Origin of the sequence: Streptomyces griseus (assembly GCF_900460065.1) — a bacterium.
GTDB classification, from domain to species: domain Bacteria; phylum Actinomycetota; class Actinomycetes; order Streptomycetales; family Streptomycetaceae; genus Streptomyces; species Streptomyces griseus.
In genome coordinates this window covers 177,739-194,179 of record NZ_UAVD01000052.1, presented here as the reverse complement: position 1 = coordinate 194,179, position 16,441 = coordinate 177,739, and the positions used below count along the sequence as shown (strand labels likewise).

16 protein-coding genes and 4 pseudogenes are annotated in these 16,441 nt (G+C 68.0%); 10 read left to right on the top strand and 10 right to left on the bottom strand.

Going from position 1 to position 16,441, the window contains the following annotated elements:
• Positions 1 to 467 precede the first annotated feature (467 nt).
• Positions 468 to 1,091, top strand: coding sequence for a P-loop NTPase family protein (locus DTB53_RS32965; RefSeq protein WP_042495323.1), 624 nt, complete (start codon positions 468 to 470; stop codon positions 1,089 to 1,091).
• A gap of 110 nt (positions 1,092 to 1,201) precedes the next feature.
• Here DTB53_RS32965 and DTB53_RS37755 read toward each other — a convergent pair.
• The 5 genes and pseudogenes from DTB53_RS37755 to DTB53_RS32940 form a co-directional block, all read right to left on the bottom strand.
• Positions 1,202 to 1,294, bottom strand: a pseudogene (locus tag DTB53_RS37755) (IS5/IS1182 family transposase); the annotation flags it as partial.
• A gap of 33 nt (positions 1,295 to 1,327) precedes the next feature.
• Complete coding sequence (locus DTB53_RS32955; RefSeq protein ID WP_012377601.1) at positions 1,328 to 1,804, bottom strand: DUF6281 family protein; 477 nt, start codon at positions 1,802 to 1,804, stop codon at positions 1,328 to 1,330.
• 303 nt (positions 1,805 to 2,107) lie between these two features.
• On the bottom strand, positions 2,108 to 2,374 hold the full coding sequence (locus DTB53_RS32950) for a hypothetical protein (RefSeq protein ID WP_075025128.1): 267 nt from the start codon (positions 2,372 to 2,374) through the stop codon (positions 2,108 to 2,110).
• A gap of 254 nt (positions 2,375 to 2,628) precedes the next feature.
• Positions 2,629 to 2,760, bottom strand: a complete 132-nt coding sequence (locus DTB53_RS37750; RefSeq protein WP_012377599.1) for a hypothetical protein — start codon at positions 2,758 to 2,760, stop codon at positions 2,629 to 2,631.
• Between the two features lie 21 nt (positions 2,761 to 2,781).
• Positions 2,782 to 3,330: a hypothetical protein gene (locus DTB53_RS32940; protein ID WP_042495320.1), complete on the bottom strand. Its 549-nt coding sequence runs from the start codon at positions 3,328 to 3,330 to the stop codon at positions 2,782 to 2,784.
• A 104-nt stretch (positions 3,331 to 3,434) separates the two neighbouring features.
• Here DTB53_RS32940 and DTB53_RS32935 point away from each other — a divergent pair.
• The 6 genes and pseudogenes from DTB53_RS32935 to DTB53_RS38170 form a co-directional block, all read left to right on the top strand.
• Positions 3,435 to 3,575: pseudogene (locus DTB53_RS32935) on the top strand (IS5/IS1182 family transposase); the annotation flags it as partial.
• Positions 3,576 to 3,796: 221 nt separating this feature from the next.
• Complete coding sequence (locus DTB53_RS32930) at positions 3,797 to 4,192, top strand: GNAT family N-acetyltransferase (RefSeq protein ID WP_012377597.1); 396 nt, start codon at positions 3,797 to 3,799, stop codon at positions 4,190 to 4,192.
• A 414-nt stretch (positions 4,193 to 4,606) separates the two neighbouring features.
• A complete protein-coding gene (locus DTB53_RS32925; protein ID WP_236586243.1) occupies positions 4,607 to 5,113 on the top strand; it encodes a hypothetical protein in 507 nt (168 codons plus the stop codon).
• Positions 5,110 to 5,916: a hypothetical protein gene (locus tag DTB53_RS32920; protein WP_012377595.1), complete on the top strand. Its 807-nt coding sequence runs from the start codon at positions 5,110 to 5,112 to the stop codon at positions 5,914 to 5,916. The genes DTB53_RS32925 and DTB53_RS32920 overlap by 4 nt, the downstream gene beginning before the upstream one ends.
• Positions 5,917 to 5,943: 27 nt before the next feature.
• Positions 5,944 to 6,867, top strand: coding sequence for a glutamate ABC transporter substrate-binding protein (locus DTB53_RS32915; protein ID WP_042495311.1), 924 nt, complete (start codon positions 5,944 to 5,946; stop codon positions 6,865 to 6,867).
• Positions 6,868 to 6,932: 65 nt separating this feature from the next.
• Complete coding sequence (locus DTB53_RS38170) at positions 6,933 to 7,163, top strand: DUF4259 domain-containing protein (protein ID WP_486985136.1); 231 nt, start codon at positions 6,933 to 6,935, stop codon at positions 7,161 to 7,163.
• 8 nt (positions 7,164 to 7,171) lie between these two features.
• Here DTB53_RS38170 and DTB53_RS37745 read toward each other — a convergent pair.
• Positions 7,172 to 7,583 (bottom strand): annotated as a pseudogene (locus DTB53_RS37745) (GNAT family N-acetyltransferase); the annotation flags it as partial.
• A gap of 623 nt (positions 7,584 to 8,206) precedes the next feature.
• Here DTB53_RS37745 and DTB53_RS32905 point away from each other — a divergent pair.
• Both DTB53_RS32905 and DTB53_RS32900 read left to right on the top strand, forming a co-directional pair.
• Positions 8,207 to 9,544, top strand: a complete 1,338-nt coding sequence (locus DTB53_RS32905) for a SpoIIE family protein phosphatase (RefSeq protein ID WP_042495308.1) — start codon at positions 8,207 to 8,209, stop codon at positions 9,542 to 9,544.
• An 85-nt stretch (positions 9,545 to 9,629) separates the two neighbouring features.
• On the top strand, positions 9,630 to 10,001 hold the full coding sequence (locus DTB53_RS32900) for an STAS domain-containing protein (protein WP_012377592.1): 372 nt from the start codon (positions 9,630 to 9,632) through the stop codon (positions 9,999 to 10,001).
• 180 nt (positions 10,002 to 10,181) lie between these two features.
• Here the strand turns inward: DTB53_RS32900 and DTB53_RS32895 are convergent, their stop codons facing one another.
• Positions 10,182 to 11,657 carry a UDP-N-acetylmuramoyl-L-alanyl-D-glutamate--2,6-diaminopimelate ligase gene (locus DTB53_RS32895; RefSeq protein WP_012377591.1) on the bottom strand — a complete coding sequence of 492 codons (1,476 nt, stop codon included), beginning with the start codon at positions 11,655 to 11,657 and terminating at the stop codon, positions 10,182 to 10,184.
• 449 nt (positions 11,658 to 12,106) lie between these two features.
• Here DTB53_RS32895 and DTB53_RS37740 point away from each other — a divergent pair.
• Positions 12,107 to 12,319, top strand: a pseudogene (locus DTB53_RS37740) (IS5/IS1182 family transposase); the annotation flags it as partial.
• 984 nt (positions 12,320 to 13,303) lie between these two features.
• On the opposite strand, the gene DTB53_RS37735 reads toward DTB53_RS37740, so the two are convergent.
• The 3 genes from DTB53_RS37735 to DTB53_RS37045 all read right to left on the bottom strand — a co-directional run bounded on the left by DTB53_RS37735 (position 13,304) and on the right by DTB53_RS37045 (position 16,107).
• Positions 13,304 to 13,435 carry a hypothetical protein gene (locus DTB53_RS37735; protein WP_256090749.1) on the bottom strand — a complete coding sequence of 44 codons (132 nt, stop codon included), beginning with the start codon at positions 13,433 to 13,435 and terminating at the stop codon, positions 13,304 to 13,306.
• A 1,096-nt stretch (positions 13,436 to 14,531) separates the two neighbouring features.
• Complete coding sequence (locus DTB53_RS32885) at positions 14,532 to 15,722, bottom strand: tetratricopeptide repeat protein (protein WP_236586239.1); 1,191 nt, start codon at positions 15,720 to 15,722, stop codon at positions 14,532 to 14,534.
• A 97-nt stretch (positions 15,723 to 15,819) separates the two neighbouring features.
• Entirely contained in the window at positions 15,820 to 16,107 is a 288-nt protein-coding gene (locus tag DTB53_RS37045) for a chaplin family protein (RefSeq protein WP_003964049.1), read from the bottom strand.
• Between the last annotated feature and the right edge of the window lie 334 nt (positions 16,108 to 16,441).

Genomic DNA, 16,441 nt, shown 5'->3' with positions numbered 1-16,441 from the left:
GAACTCGCCTCTGAACGTGCGGCGGCACTTCCCGTATTGGGCTTTGTTCCCCCCTGATGGTATCAATCACCAATCACCGTGAATGACGGCTTTCCCGCGAAGCCGACTCGGCGGACACGATGGAACCGGAACCTGGCGGAGCGCGTCTGCGATCTGCGTCGAAGTATGTCGACCTCACCGAGACGACCGAAGTGAGAGCCGCGGCGCGACCACGGCTAGGGGCACCTGCCGCTGCGCGCCGCAGACGGGGTGTGCGCCAACAGCTCCGTAACTTGCGTCCCGCACGCCCGAACTCGTCGATGGGGAGAGCGCATCGGACCTTGGCCGCTCGATCGCGGGGCGACCCGGATCCGGACGTCGCGCGCTCGTGGACCGCCAGGGGGTACCGCCGGCCCGTTGCGTCACGTGTCTCCGCCGACCGCTGGCGCAGATGGATCAGTAGGGTTGTCGGTGTGCGTGATGTGCGAGTGGTTCTGATCGGCGGTACGTCGAATGTCGGCAAGTCGACCGTGGCCCAAGCGGTTGCGGAAAGGCTCGGGTTCGCGTGCCTGAGTACCGACGCGCTGGCCCGGCACCCTGGGCGACCCTGGAGAACCTCGGAGGGGGAGGTGCCGGCGCACGTCGCTGAGCACTACGGGTCCCTTACGGTGAACGATCTGATCACGTCTGTGTTGGACCACTACGATCGGCTCTGGCCGCGCATCGAAGAACTGATCACCACGCGTGCGGTCGAAGACCGCGGCAGTGCGGGCCTGGTGCTTGAGGGGTCGGCACTCTGGCCCGTGCGCGTAGCGCGGCTCCAGGTCCCGCACACGGCCGCCGTGTGGCTCTCCACCGACGACTCCGTGGTACGTTCCCGCGTTCACGCCGCGGGCAGCTACGAAACGGCTACAGCTGCGGAACGGATCCTGATGGACAAGTTCCTGGCCCGCACGGAGCGCTACCAGGCACTGATGATCGAGGCCGTCGGCCGGCTGGGCCTGGATCGCATCGACGCGGGTGATGGACAGTCCGCCGGGGAACTGGCTGACATGGTGCTCGCGGCAGTCGACGCGCAGACCGCGCCGGGACGGGCATCCAACGATCGGTGACCATGCATGGCGGCTCACCTACGGTGCGGGCCGCTGCCGAGCGCTTCACTGAATCGTGTTGCAGAAAGTCGTGTCCGGACAAGCCAGGAACGGTGCAGATGCCGGTCTGATCACGCGGCGGGGGCGAGGTCGTGCCTGTCGGCGACGGCCTGGACCGCGTGGTGGAGGCCATCGCCGCGCTGTCGGCAGTCGCGAAGGGTCGAGTGGTGCTTCACGCTGGCTGCCGTGGACCCTCCTCACGTGGTGGCCGCGTCGTCCAATTCCTGGGCCTCGATCAGTTTCCGAAGCTCCGGCAGGGTCTTCTTCGACGCCTGCTCGATGTAGAGAGTCCCGCCGGTCGGATAGTCCAGGGTCACCGCGTGGACGGGATCCACACCCTCAATCGCGTACACGGTTACCGGCTTCGAAGTCGCCTGCTGGTCACCCTCGTTGGGAGTGTCATCACAGCCGGGGACGGAGCCCGTGCCCAGCCGCCTGCCCGCCCTGACACCGTCGCCGTCGCCCTCGTCGTCGGGATGGAGCCCGTGCCCCAGATAGGTGCGGCCCTCGTAATCGAGCAGGGCCGCGCAGGAACTGCCTGAACCACCTTGCGTGGCGCCCGCGCCGGCGCAGGATACGGACATGAACAGGGCCGCCGCCGCGAGCGTCGCCCGCGCACTCACGGACCGCACGAACCATCCGCGCACCGTCCCACTGGCCGTCTGCCTGCCCATGAACCGACCTCCTCGACTGCCGCTACGTGCGGCCTGCCGTACCTTCGACGCCACAAGGCCGCGAAAGGTTCGCTCATTCTCCGGTCGAGCACGCAGAGGCCCGGATGGGCACGGTCGGTGATCTTCCGTTCTGCCTCCGGGTGACCGGTGGCGGGGTGGGGATCGGCGGGCGGAGACGATCCCAGGTATGGCAACAACGGCCCCAGCACCACCCACCGTTCGTCCGTGAGATCTCCGCGACCCAGGAACCGTGATCATCCACAGCCCAAGATCCACTTGCGACACACGGCCCAAGCTTGCCGTTCAACCTCGATGCGAGATGAGTCGGGCGAGCGACTCTGTGGGCCAGCAGAACCACGCGAGAAGAGGGCTGGTGACCACGAACCAGTGGACACTGAGTCGGCCCTGCTGCTTGTCCAGGATCGGTGGGGCCCCATCCCGGTGGACGTGGCGGAGATATCGGCGACGGACCGGCGCTCCGGCGATCAGCAGCACTGGTGAGGCGACGAGGAGCGCCACCGGGACCAGGGCTCTCGCGGCGGCGAGTTTCGCCTTCTCCTCGTATCGCATGCGCTCAGTGTGCTGATCCCGGATGTCGCTTGCCAGCCTGTCCTGCGAGTTTTGCCGCCGACGTTGTGGTGAGCGGGGCGGGCGTATGCCTCGCCGGTGGCGAGGACTCGTCCGATGTCGCAGCGGGTGGCGGGCCGCGGTGCTTCGAGCCCAGCGGGCGGCCGGGGCCAGGGGGGGAAGGTTTCGGTGCGCCGGCTGGAGAGCCGGTCTTCGCGTGCCGGTTCCTGAACCCTTTGCGACGCGGGCGGGGTCAGTCAGTTCGGCTCGGTCGGTTTCTCCCCGAGCCTGCGGAGGTCGGTGTCCGGCGGGCGTGCGAGCCGGAGCTGGGCGTAGGCGGAGATCACGAGCCAGGCCCACCGGTCGGCCGCTTCCGAGTTGCGGAGCAACCGGAAGAGTTGGCGTGGTGCTCAACCGGTGGTTCGCGAGGTGTCCAGGGACCGGGCGAAGTCGGCGAGCAAGTGGAAGTCGTTCTTCCGTAGGCCGATCCGCGGGTTGACGTGGTGCAGGAGCCCGGCGCCTTGGTGGTGAGCGGCCACGAAGGTCTGATCCAGCTCACTCTGCTCGTCGTCCACCCACGCGAAAGGACGGCCGCCTGCGTAGTCCACCAGCGGCCCGGTCTTCCAGTGGACTCCATCAGGGCGTTCCCGGAGTAGGACGTCGCCGAAGTCCACAAAGGGAAGTTCTGGTAGGCCCAGGACCGGTGCGATCCACCGGTTGGCGTCGTCCATCCATGTGGTGGCCCAGCACAGCTCGAAGCCGAGCTGGAGCAGGAATCGTCCATGCTCCGGGTTGAGCCAGACCCGCAGGGGCCGTCGAGACGTGAGCCTTCTGTCGTCCTGATGCTCGTCGTTCCGGGGGACTCTGAGTGTGGTGTAGCCGTCGGGACGTCTCTCCGGCTTGGCCGCGTAAGGGTTGAGCGGCCCGTCAACGTCAAGGAACAGCAGTGGTCGGTTCACGGTTCCCCCGGGTCTTGCGCACGATGGACTGCCCCGATCAGCGTAACTGTGGGATTGACTCGGCATCGGGTCGGCCAGAGTGATGATCACGATGTGGCGCACCAATCATCCCGCACCGCGGGAAACGTGGCCAGGGCGAACTTCCGGCTTGGAAAGGGGAGCACACCGACTGCCGCCTCAAAGGCGTCAGCGTCCACCACGCCATGCTCGGCATCGCCCGGATGCGCAACCTCGCCGTGGCCGGATGGGCACTTCTCCCGCAGGGCCGATCAGTAGTTCGTGCTGAGAAATCGGACGTAGCGCAGACCTCACGTGCTCCTCTCAGACGGTGTGTGCCTTGGGAGTGCGCTTTCCAGGTTGTGTCGGCAACCACTCCTTGCGCGGCAGGTTCGACCGCAACGGTGAGTGAACGGTGAGTGTGTCGGCCGCCCCGTATTCCGGTTCTGATGGTCGCTAGATTCGGATCATGATGATCACGTATGAGTGGCGGGGCGACGTCGACAACTCAGCTCTGAACAAGCTGCATGCGGAAGGGTTCGATCATCCGGTCGGACAGACGGACTGGCGTACAAGGCTTCGGCGTCACAGCCTCGGCTGGGTCTGCGCCTGGGAAGGTGATCGTTTGGTTGGGTTCGTCAACGTCGCCTGGGACGGCGGCGTCCATGCTTTTGTCCTGGACACGGTCGTAGCTCAGCGCAATCGCTCTAATGGGGTGGGAGCGGCGCTGGTCGAGCAAGCTGCTGAGGGATGCCGCGCTGCGGGGTGTGAATGGCTGCATGTCGACTTCGAAGACCACTTGCGATCGTTCTACTTCGATGCCTGCGGCTTCAGAGAGACGGCGGCAGGACTCATCGCCCTCTGACCCTGGCCTCCCGGCCCAGCGACGGACGGGCGAGGGTCCGCGAGCGAAGGACCTCAGCCGGTGTCGTGATCCTCGGTTCGGGACCGGGTGGCGGCGAGCCGGCGGGAGACGCCACCGGCTTTGATCACCCCGCCGTTGAAGGCACGTAAGGAGAGTCCCTGGCACTGCGCGCGTGACGCTCCACCGAAGAAGTCAGGCCGGGTGGCTCCCATGCTGTTCTTCCTGACTGGGCGGGCACCCGACACAAAGGCTGGTCCTGATCGGCGGCGCAGCCACGCAGGGGCTGCTACCGCGAAATTCCCTGTCGCCGACCGCCTCGAACGTACCCGATCAGGCCTCACCCGCGCCCCCCCACAGAGCACAGCTGGCAGACTGTCAGAAGCATTGGAAACCCTTTACCATAGCTCGTTGACGGTGTTGGAGCGGCGCACTGCAGAATCGGTAACGGGGGCTCACATGACCGGTCTTCCTGAAATCTCCGCTGAACTCGCCACCTACTTCTCCCTGACGGCCGAGGTCTTGGGCGCCGCTATGGTGGCGAGTGCTGCACAGCGGCTCACGGACGGTTCGATCGACGCAGGCCAGGGCTACTTTCGCAGGATCTTCCGTCGCGACAGCGGCGAGGACACCCCGATCGCTCTGCCCGAGGGCCGCAGCGAACAGCGCGCCGACCAACTGCTCGGCGCGCTTTCCACCGAGGACAGGCAGCGGCTGGCGGCAGCCCTGACGGCGTGGCTCGGCGAACAGCGGGACCGACGTCCGGACGAGGCCCGTCTGGCGGAACTGATGGCAGCCGCCCCGACCTCCCACCGTACGTACCACGTCACGGCAACCGGCCCGAATTCCGCCGCTATCGGGTCGGTGGGGAACGGTGCCACCTTCCACTTCGGCGGCGGCAGTCGTCACGGGGACGGAGCGTGAGCTCCGGCGGCCCCGGCGCTGACAGAGGCTCCGAGGCCGCCAACGTCACGTCCAGTGGCGTCGGTTCGTCCTCGTTCGGCTCGGTCGGTGACAACGCCACGTTCAAATGGGAGCTCAAGCGGACGCTGACGCACGTCGCCTGGCTCCCCGTATCCGCCTGTCTCGTCATCGCCGCAACCGTCGTCTTCGCCGTCTTCGCCGTCGCCCAGTGGCCCGGCGGTCCACAGAACCAGTACGTCTGGTTCTACGTCCTCGCGGCCCTCGGCCTGCTGGCCGCCGGCACCGCCGCCCTGTACCCGGTCGGCCGTACCGGGCAGATTCGCGACGCCGCACAGCAGGTCGCCGAGACACAACGGCGCACAACCATCCGGGCCGTCCTCGTCGGTGCCGCCGCGCTCTGCAGCGGTGGCGGCGCGCTCGCCTGGGTGGACGTCGACCGTACGGGCGAGATCGGCGTCGAGATGACCATCAGGGGCACGCAGCCCGTGGACGACACCGGCGGCACACTCACGGTGATGATGACACCGCCGCCCGACGGCTACGTACGGGACAAGCTGCGCTTGACGCTGACCATCAAGGACGACGACCCGAACACGCCCACCTGCGTCGGCAGGACCACGGCGACGATCACCTCCGTCACTCCGGGCATCACCCCGCACAGTACGGAAGTCCCCGCGCAGTCGACCGTCGACTTCGACCTCGGCGGGCGCGAGGGTGCGGTTCACTTCGACGTCGCCGTCAGGCCGGAGACAGGCTGTTCCATGCGTCTTGCGCAGGCCCGGGGAACGCTGCACAACGACTGAAAACCGAAACGACCGTGAGGACCGTTCATGGGCAAAACAGGTCACCGTCGCCGCACCATCCGCACCATCCGCACCGGGGCCGTCGTGGTGGCCCTTGCCGGAGCTGCCCTGGCCGGCTGCTCCTCGGAACCCTCGTCACTGCTCGCCGAGGGCAAGATCGAGATCGGCAGCAAGGGCGATCAGCCGGGCACGAGCTACTCACCCCACGACGGCGAGTTCAACGGGTTCGACATAACGGTCGCCCGGGAGGTGCTCGACAGGGTGGGGGTCAAGGTCAAGTCCTCGGACTTCGAAGGTGTTCTGTCCAAGAACCGGGCCCGCGCCCTGCACGACGGCGACGTCCAGCTCGTCGCGGCCACCTACTCGATCACGGAACAGAGGATGAAGCCGACGTCGGAAGGCGGCGACGGGCTGGACTTCGTGGGCCCCTACGCGTCCACCCGGCAGGGCGTTCTCGTGCGGACCGAAGAAGCCAAACGCTACAAGAACCACAGCGACCTCAACGGACGGCTCATCTGCGTCTGGGAAGGCACCACCTCCGCGGCGGAGCTGAAGAAGCCGGCGTACAGCCTGATCCGTACCGTCGACATGACAGACGCCCAGGAATGCGTCAAGGCACTGAAGGAAAAGAGAGTCGATGCTCTCTCCACCGACCAACTGATCCTCTACGGGTTCATGAAAGATGATCCCAGCATCACCGTCGCGCACGCCCTGACGTTCGGCCCCTTCAACGACTACGGCATCGCCATGGCCAAGGGCCACCGCGAAGACTGCAAGAAGCTCCAGCAGGCCCTCATGGACTACGCACAGAGCAACGACTGGGACCGGGACTTCCAGATCAATCTGCCCCTCGTGCCCAAGAAGGACCGCGACGAGGCCAGGCCCACCGACGACGAGATCGAGAGGAGCTCCTGCCTCGACAGACCGAGCAACGCGAAGGTGGACGGCTGACTCGATCGCGACCTGGCGGCCGTCACCGCCGGCCCGACTTGCCCCGGAGTCGGGCCGAAGCAGCAGTGGAGGAACGCGTAGCCATGGTCCGGAGCGTACTCAGCCGCGGCCCCGGGCCTGCGGGCGCCCTGGATGCCTCCGACGGAGAGCGAGCAGTGGCCGCAGGCGCCCTGGTCGTCGCCCTGCTCTCTGACGGCGAGCCTGTGTGTTCGAACCACGGCCCGTCAGAACCGCTACGATTCCAGCCTGCAGAGAGGAATTGTCCCATTCTGTGGATCGACCGGACAGCCCAATGACCGTTCGGTCAAGCGAGCGGCTTGCGGTAGCGGACGTACTCGTTCTGTCTCCGGAACTCCACGCTCCCGTAAAGGTCGTAGGGTCGGTGCGGATTCGCCGTGCCCGTGTACAACCTGGCAGTCGTTGCACCCTGCTCGCGAAGGCTTCGCAGCCCTTCCAGCAGGATCCGGCCGATTCCAAGGCGTCGCTGGTCCGCCCGGGCACGCAGTTCTTCGACCTCGCCCACGGTGTGGTCGTGGCCGCGGATGGAACGGAACAGAGGGGCACGCCGAGCATGTCCTGCCCCTTTTAGGCAGCCCTCCAACATGCCGGGTTGGCGGTGTCGACAAAGTTCTGGAAGTACCATTTCTGAAACCGGTGTCCGCATACGAATCGACAACCGTCCTCCACGCCGCGCGGTAGTGGCTGGTCCCAATCGGCCGCGTGGTCCGCCAATGGGGCTATTCAAGGGTTGGCGTCGGCCTCCAGTGCGGCGGCCGGCATCCGCCGCGCACCCTTCCTGACGATGCCGCCGATCAGGTGAGCCGGTCTCGGTCGGTTCATCGGCGCTCCCGACGCTGAGGACTGTCGCGCCTTCCCGACCGACCGTGCAACGTCGGCCTACTCGACTACCAGAAGTCGATCACTCGGGAAGGTACGCCCTTCGCGTCCGTCCCCGAGGCCGATCCACAGGGCATGAGCATTGCTCGCCCCTACACGCGTTGGCGCGGCTGCGTCGTGACCTGACTGATGAACTGATGGCGGAGATCATCGACCTCGGGCCCGTAGGAGCACTCGCTGCAAACTCCTCTTGACGAGCTCGTTGGACAGCTCCGCCACACCGGAGGCCTCCGCCATGATCAAGCCCAGCCCATGTCAACAACGCTGGTGATCAAATATTGTTCTGGACCGCTTGAGAAGGGGTGTTCTGCCGGCCCGGCGATCGCAGGCTCGCGTTGACGTCCGCGGTGATCTACTGGGCGCGTCTGTTTGTGACGGCGCCGTCCAGGCTGTGGTTGGGTGGCTCGCGGGCTCCTGCGGGGAGCCGAGGAAAGAGGGCGGGTTGTTGGGTGGGGTGGAGTATCCCGAGGGGGTGCGGGATGACGGGCTGCCGGCGGTGTTGTCCGACCCCGCGCGGCTGGCCTCACTGGAGGCCAGTGGCATGGTCGGCAGCGCTCCGGAGCAGGTGTTCGACGACCTGACCAGGCTGGCGGTGTCGGTCACTGGTGCGGCGATCTCCGCGATCACGTTCGTGGGAGGGGCCCGGACCTATTGGAAATCGGTGCCACACCTGCCGTACGGTGGGTCGGAGCAGTGGCAGAACGGGGTGGGGGAGAGCTTCTGCTACTTCGCCGTCGGGGCGAACGGCCCGTTCATCGTGGAGGACGCGGCGAAGGACCCCCGTACGGCGGGGCATCAGGGCATCGGGCCGTGGGGGGTCGGATCCTGGGCGGGGTTCCCGATCGTCACCACCGACGGGCACGCCATCGGGACCATGTGCGTCATCGACGCGAACCCCCGCCAGTGGAAGCCGCAGGAGCTGGAGACGCTCGCCACTCTGGCCCGGGCGGTGTCCAACGAGATCAACCTGCGGATCTCGCTGAGCACCGCGCAGAGCGCCCTGGCCACTGCCAACGCGGCGCTGTCGGTCTCACAGGATCTGGCCCGCAGCCTTCAGGAAAGCCTCTTGCCCCCGGTCCTGCGTCCGGTACCGGGGATGGATGCCTCGGCCCGCTACCTGGCTGCCACCGGGGATGTCGAGGTCGTGGGTGACTTCTACGACCTCTTCAACGCCCGCGGGCCGTGGTGGACCGCCGTGATGGGAGACGTCTGTGGCAAGGGGCTCGAAGCGGCGAAGGTGACCGCCCTGGCCCGCTACACCCTGCGCGCCGACGCCGGTGACCACCTCTCGCCCGCCGAGGTCCTGGACCGGCTCAACAGCGCCATGCGCGCCCAGCGCGCGCCGCGGTTCCTCACCGCCGTCCAGGCGACCTTCCGTACGACCCCTGCCGGGGCGGCCGGGCGGCTCTGTCTGGCCGGCCATCCCCCCGCACTCATCCGCCGGGCCGACGGCCGCGTCCAGCAGACCGGCCTGCCCGGCACGCTGCTCGGGGTGATGCCCACCGTCTCCCTGTCCGATGTCCGCTTCCGCCTTGCACCGGGTGACCTGCTGTTTCTCTACACCGACGGTGCCTGCGAGGCCCGCCCCGACCCCAGCAAGCCCCTTCCGCACCGGCCGATCTTCGACGAGGAGGCCCTCGCCGAAGCCCTCGCCGATACCCGCGGCATGGACGCGGCGGACACCAACGCGCACATCGCCGAGGTTCTGGCCGGTCACCACGGCGGATGGGCCAGCGACGACACCGCCCTCCTCTCCCTGCGAGTGCCCCCAAGACCCTGATCCCTGAACGGGCGAGCGGCATCCGTGCCTATTTCCGGCGCAAAAAACACATGAAAAGCGCTACATCGGACAGAAGGCACATGACATGCAGGAACGCCGACTCGACGATCTGCTGGTCAGGATCACCGAGTACACCCGTCCGAACGCCTGCGTCCTGGCTCTGCTCGGCAGCACCGGAGCATGGAACACACCTGCGCTGGAGCACGCATTCCACGCCGCCGCGGCGACGGAGCGTCCGCTCGTGGTCGACCTCACCGGCCTGGACTTCGGGGACGAAGTCCTTCTCGGCATCCTCGTCCAGGCTCACGCCTCCCTCCGCGGTCTCGTCCTGGTCAACCCCGCCACCGGTTCCTTCGCCCGCCGCCTGCACCGGACCGGCGTCGAAGAACTCTTCAACACCCAGAGCACCCTGCCCCTCGCCCTGGCCCAACTGCCCAGCAGCCCCCATCCCCGGTGAGGTGATGGATCCGGCTCGGTAGCGGACACCGGCTGTCGAACGCTTGCTGCCGGTCCTTACGCCGGTGGCGAGTGCGCGGCGGCGGGCCGGACGGGAACCGGCGTGGGGCGTGGCCGGACCAGGGTCCCCGCACGCGTGCCGCCAGCGCACGCATTGACCGTGACCCGCGCTCCCACTGGCCTAGGCGCCGATCAGCTCACGCACGGTGGCCATGTCGCTGAAGGGGAGCAGCTCGCCCCGGACGCTCTGGTGAGGTTCGCTGCCCTTGCCCGCGATGAGCACGACGTCGTCCGGCCCCGCCTCCCCCAGTGCGGCGGCGATGGCCGAGCGGCGGTCGGTCAGCCGCTCGAACGGCGTCCCGGTCGACACGATGCCCTTCGCGATCTGGTCGAGAATGCCCTCGGGGTCCTCGTAACGGGGGTTGTCGGAGGTGAGAACGCACAGGTCGGAGTGGGTGCCCGCGATCGCGCCCATATCGGCGCGCTTGGTGGTGTCGCGGTCGCCGCCACAGCCGAACACGGTGATGACCCGGCCCCGGGCGAAGCCCCGGATGGTGGTGAGGACCTTGTTGAGGGAGTCCGGCGAGTGAGCGTAGTCCACGATCACCGAGGTACCCCCGGGGATCTGGAGGCGCTCGAAGCGGCCGGGGATCTGCGGCATCCGCTCCAGGGCGTCCACCAGCCCGGCCAGACCATGGCCCAAGAGGTGGCACGCGGCCACCGTGGCCAGCGCGTTCGAGACGGAGAACCGGCCCGGCGACGGGATGGCCGCCGGATACTTGCGGCCGTCGTGGTGCAGCGTGAAACGGGAACCCGAGGCATCGACGGCGAGGTCGCTCGCGCGGTAGTCCGCGTCGCCGTCCAGCGCGTATGTGGTCACCGCGCCGGGCATCAGCTTCCGGATCCCGGCACCCACCGGGTCGTCGGCGTTGACCACGGCGCGTCGGCAAAGGCCCTGGAAGAGGCGGAGTTTGGCGTCCCGGTAGTTCTCCATGGTGCCGTGGTCGTCGAGGTGGTCCTGGGTCAGGTTGGTGAAGACGCCGACGTCGATGAACGTCCGGTCCAGGCGGTGCGTCAGCAGCCCCATCGACGTGGCCTCCAGGACGACGCTTCCGCACGCCCGGTCACGCATGTGCCCCAACAGGTACTGGAGATCGGGCGATTCCGGAGTGCTGAGCACCGATGGCGGCATCGGGATGACCTCGTCCCCGATCCGGCTGCCCGCAGTGCCGATCACTCCGACCCGGGCCCGCTCGGCGAGCCGCAGCACCGACTCGGTCATGTACGAGACGGATGTCTTTCCGTTGGTGCCGGTGATGGCGATCAGATCCATCGCCCGGCCCGGTTCGCCGAAGTAGCGCGAGGCCACCACCGCGGCGGCCTTGCGGACATCAGGGACGCGTAGGACGCACACGTCGCCCATTGCCGCGGGCAGGGTAGGCGCCTGTTCGTCGACGAGCACCGCGACCGCGCCGCGCGCGACGGCGGGGGCGACTGCGTGCGGGCCGCCGGCGGCATGGCCGGGCACAGCGGCGAAGACGGAGCCGGGGGTGACCCGGTCCGCGTCGATCGTCACGCCGGCGGTGACGTTCGTGCGGTCGGGGGTGCCCCGCAGCGCATGGTGGTCCTGTCCCGCGATGAGGTCGCTCAGCTTCACGGTGATCCCTTCGAGTGCGGCATCGGCCGGGTGGTGCGCCGTAGCCGGGAAGCGGCACGGGCGGGTGCGCCGTGGGCCGCGTGGTGCTGTGGAGCCGATCGTGAAACGCTCGCCTGCGGCGGGCGCCGGAGGCGACGGGGGCTCCGGCGCCCGGCGCGCCGGAGAGGTGGTGTCGGTGTGGGTGCTGCGGCGCGGTAGGTCACGCCGGGGGCTGGAACGCCGGATGCCGCTGCCGGGAACGGGTGGGACGGTCGCTAGCCGTGGCCGTGCAGTGCGGTACGGCCCGTTCCGGGCGCCGCGTCGGCGGGCGCCGGGGGCACAGCCGCGGGGGCGTCGGCCGGGGGCAGCGCGGAGCAGGCCCGGTGCGGGCACTTACTCGGCTCGGCGCTGCATCCCATGGGCCGAGTGTACGGGGGGAAGGAACAGGCCCTGACCGCGTCGGCCGGGGCCCCGTACTGATCGTGGACGGGATGCTCGTGCCCACGCGCTGCCACACCATCGCGGAGCGCTCCAAGAACTGTCGGTACTCCGCCAACATCAGATCGTCATCGACGCTGACCTCCACGTCGTCCTGGTGGGTCGCCCAGTACCCCGGCAACCGGCATGTCTGCGAGGCACAGGAGGGGGCAGAGGCCAAAGCTTCCGTCGGCACGACCATCACCTCCCACGTTCCTGCCCGCCAGAGGTCATTTACGTGAAAGGCCTCAGCCTCTCGGTTCAGGGCCCGAATCGAGGAGTATCTGGAAGCAGCGGTTGTGCGGTAGCGGCGAGTGTCAGGGACGAGCCGAAGGTACTGGGCTGCCACCCAGCACCGCGTCCCTGGCGTCCTCGAAACGGAGACCACCCGGCAACTCGTCGGCGCCGGGGTGGCACGCACAGAGACACTCCACGGCATCCGCAACGCTCACTCGGTCTGACGCCACCCCCGCGGCGAGACCCTCAGACCGCAGCGGAGTTGGCGCCTCGACTCCTCCAGAACAAAGACCATCCGCGCCTCACCGCCGACGTCGGCGAGTGGATCACCACTCGCTGGAATGCCTCCCGCGGCAGCGGCAGCGACTGTGATGACGCGCGGGCAGGCGGCCTGCCTCCCGTCCCCACTGGTCAGCGGCGTGCGAGGTAGTTATGTAATGACTCTGAGTAATTCACTCCCTTGGGGTCGGAGCATCGCTGCCGCTTGCCGGAGGGAGCGTGTATCGTTCGGCGGCCCACCTCGGGATGGCGTGGATCGCCGCTTGTGCGTGTGTGAATCTCTGGCAAAACGGTGTATTTGGTTCCGGCCGTACGTGCGGTGATTCACCCTTGGCGGCATGTGACTTCCATCACTCCATGCGGGGTGGAAAAGGGGAACTACCAGCATCTTTCGCTGCCGTAGTGCATTTATGCGGGGTGTTCGGCTTGGTGATGCCGCTGGAACGGTCGGGCCAATCAAGGCATAGTGGGGGCATCGCGCAACATCAATGTGACGGGCATCACAAAGCGGTCAGTCGGCTTGATGTGTGCGCTCATAACCGCATTCGGACAGAGAGAAAGCCCCACCTGACGCCCGCGAAGCAGCCTGGTGGAGCTCTCCCTTGCACCCCGTGTGCAGTGCGGCCGACCTTGTTGGGTCGGTCAGGCCCCGGCCCTCAGGTCGGGGCTGTCCGCTACCAGGGCCAGTTCAGCGCGACCTCGTAGATCACGCGGATCAGAGTCCCCAGCCATCGGGAGCCCCGTTCGGGCTGCTCCCGCCTGCTGCAACACTGGCAGTGCCCCTCCGACTCATCCAGCTCAGTCACAGGGACCTTCACCTCACTTCCTTGGCGGAGCTACGGATTTCGTAGATCCGCGTGAAGCCCGCCGCTTATCGAGGACTCCGCGCGGGTGTCCACGCGACTGCGTAGGCCCGTGAGGTAAGAGGTGAGGTGACTTTACCGGAGCGCAACGGATGCCGTTTCCCCTCAAGCCGCCGACTATCAGACGGAGATGTGACACCCCGTGCCATTCTGAGCGGTCGCATAGGAGCTCCATCCGTTCTCGGGCGGCACCGCAACTCCCGGAACTGCAGAAGCTCGTGATGGTGCGTCGGGAACGCAGTGTCAGTTCCCGTCATCCGCGTGCGGAACGTCACACAGGAAGCGCACGCTCCGGGTGATAGTGCGCCGGGTGTACCTCCGTGCGCCCCGTCGCAGGCTCATCAGTTGCCGCAGATGACCGCCGGGGTGGGCTGAGGAGTTCGGAACCCGCGGCCTCGGTGGTCCGCGCCGTACGTCGACGCCTGACCGGGGGCGCCTCCTCTGCCCTGCACCGGGTGCGAGGAGTGCCGCGATGCCCCGGCTCGTTGATGAACCGCGGGCCTGCATCGGGGTACGGACACAGGCCAGTCCTGCTGGAGCGCAGCTGCATGGTGCCAACGCACCACGAGCGGAAGACCGGGCCCCGACATGATCGCAGCGGACGGGTGCTGGGGATGCACAGCTTGGCAACCGGGGGCGCGCCCAGTAGTCGGAGTGCGCCGGCGGTCTCGTAGGTGAACCAGCTCTCGGCGAAGGCCTCGCGGGCCTCCCGAAGCAGCGCACGGCCTGTGCAAGATCTACTGACGCCTGCTCCATGTTGAGGTCGTGTTCGCTGTAGTCGGCCCTGTAGTGCTCGCCGCAGACGGAATTGCGGTCCTCGTCCGCTGTCTCTTCAAGGAGCCGCCACGCCGGCGTTTTGGTGTTCATGGCCCTGTTCCCGCCGATTCCGACGGTTTCCCCTGCGGTCCTTCACTCTCCTTCCGGCGGTTTCTGAGCTGCCCGGCCCAGTACGGAGACAGCCCAGCGGTGAACTTCCGCGTCCGCGGGTGTGGCCCTGGAGGCCCGCGGTTTCGCCGGAGTGAGTCGCACGTCCTGAGGGTCAGCGTGGGGCCAGGAGCAGGTTCTCGTAGGTGTGGTGGTCACGGGTGGTGGTGCGGTGCCGGAGCAGTGCGGCTGCGCGGGCGGGGTCGCCGGCGTCGATGAGAGCGCGGGCGAGTGTGTCCTGGACGATCTCCCGCTCCACGCGGACTCCGCCGATCTGTTCGGCTTTCTCACCGAGAGCGGCAAGGCCTTCGGCCGCGGCACGTGGGTGGCCGACTGTTATGTGGGCCAGCGCCCCCACGACGGGGGCCAGGACTTCGCGGTAAGCGGGGCGCGGATCGGCGGCAGCCCGGCCGGCCAGCGTCTCCAGGTCCTCGGTCGCGGCTTCCACCGCGAGGGCCAGGGCAAGGTTGAAGGTGTGGAAGACCTCGGCCATGCCGCCCGGCGCTGCCAGCAGTTCCCGCACGTGATCCAGGTCGCTGCGACGGGCGGGCTCCTGGCCCACCAGCATCAAACGCCAGTTCGTCGCCGCCCGCATGCCCACGTCCTCACGCCGCAACGCCGTATCGGCCCGGTGCCGGGCGTCGGCGAAGTCTCCGCAGGCGATGGACTGCAGAGCGGCGTGCCAGTTCAGGTGCCCCAGTTGCACGGCCTGGGAGTCCTGGGCCAACCACCGGTCCAGCATCCTGGTGGATGCCGGGCCCGTGCCGAGTTCGTGCTCGACGTGGGCGAGGGCGTGCACGGCCACTCCCGAGCGGGGGTTGCGGGACAGTGCGTGTTCGGCGAGTCGGTGCGCTTCACGTACCCGGCCCTGCTCGGCTCTGACCGCGGCGAGACAGCTCGCCCACACCCAGCTGTCCGGCCCCGCGAGCGTCGCCTGCTGCTCCACCAGGGCATCTCCGTGCACGCGGTATGCGGAGTCCCCTGCGGCGGAGAAGGCATCCAGTATCAGTGTCGCGACCTCGTCCGTTGGCCAGCGCTCGAAGTGCGCCATCAGATGGTCGGCGGTCAGCCGGTACTGCCGGTGAGTGTGCAGGAACACCCCATATACCAGACTCGCCTCCCGCTCACCCGAGGCTTGCGCGTCACGGTGGGCGGTCACCAGCTGCTGTTTGAGGACCCTGTCGTCCATCCGCTCGGACGTCGCGAGGGTGAGCAGGCCGCGCGCCACACCGTTGCCGGGTTCCTCGCCCGCCCAGTTCCGCAGCAGCGGCAGCGTCTGCCCGCCCAAGGCCAGGAACTCGGCCACTGCCCGGTCACCAACCCGCACGCCGGTTGTCGACGTGCCCGCTGCCATCATCGCCCCGGGCCCTCCGTCACCGGCGCCGGACCGTTCGTGCGGCGCATCAGTACCGCGCCATGAAGAGGGCGGTGCAGATGATGCCGCTGTTGCCGCAGTGGTTGCGTGCCAGGTTCAGGGGCAGCCCGGCGTGGTTGCCGCTGCCCAGGCCGCTTCCGGCGACGGTGGCTCCCTCGGCGCGTGTATCGGCCTGGTTCGCGCACGTGTTGCCGAACGCTGCGTTCCCGACGCCGACGACGTTCGCCTCGGCCGTCCCTGCGGGGAGCAGTGCCGCCCCGGCGACCGCCCCCAGCACGATGGCCCGCGCACCGGTGTTCCGCGTTTCCCTGTTCATCGTCAACTCCATGTGTGTGCGACGGACCGGGTCCGCCTGGCATATGCCGGTCTCTCGATCAACGACCGGATCCGGCCCCCGACACGACGTACGTCGACCACACCCCCCCGCAGCGTCAGAAGCGGATCGACCAGGCGCCGGAGGTTTCCCCGGCTGCTCGGTCCCGGAGGGTGATGCGACGGCCGGCGACGGATCCCGCGGTGCTCCCCGCACGCTGGTGAGCCAGGTCAAGGCCCCCTTGAACCGATCCACCGAAGTCGAGACGCCGCGGCAGGCCGGCCTGCGTGCCCGGTCCTGCAACTGAGGGTGGGCAGAATGATGGGCTTTCTTCATC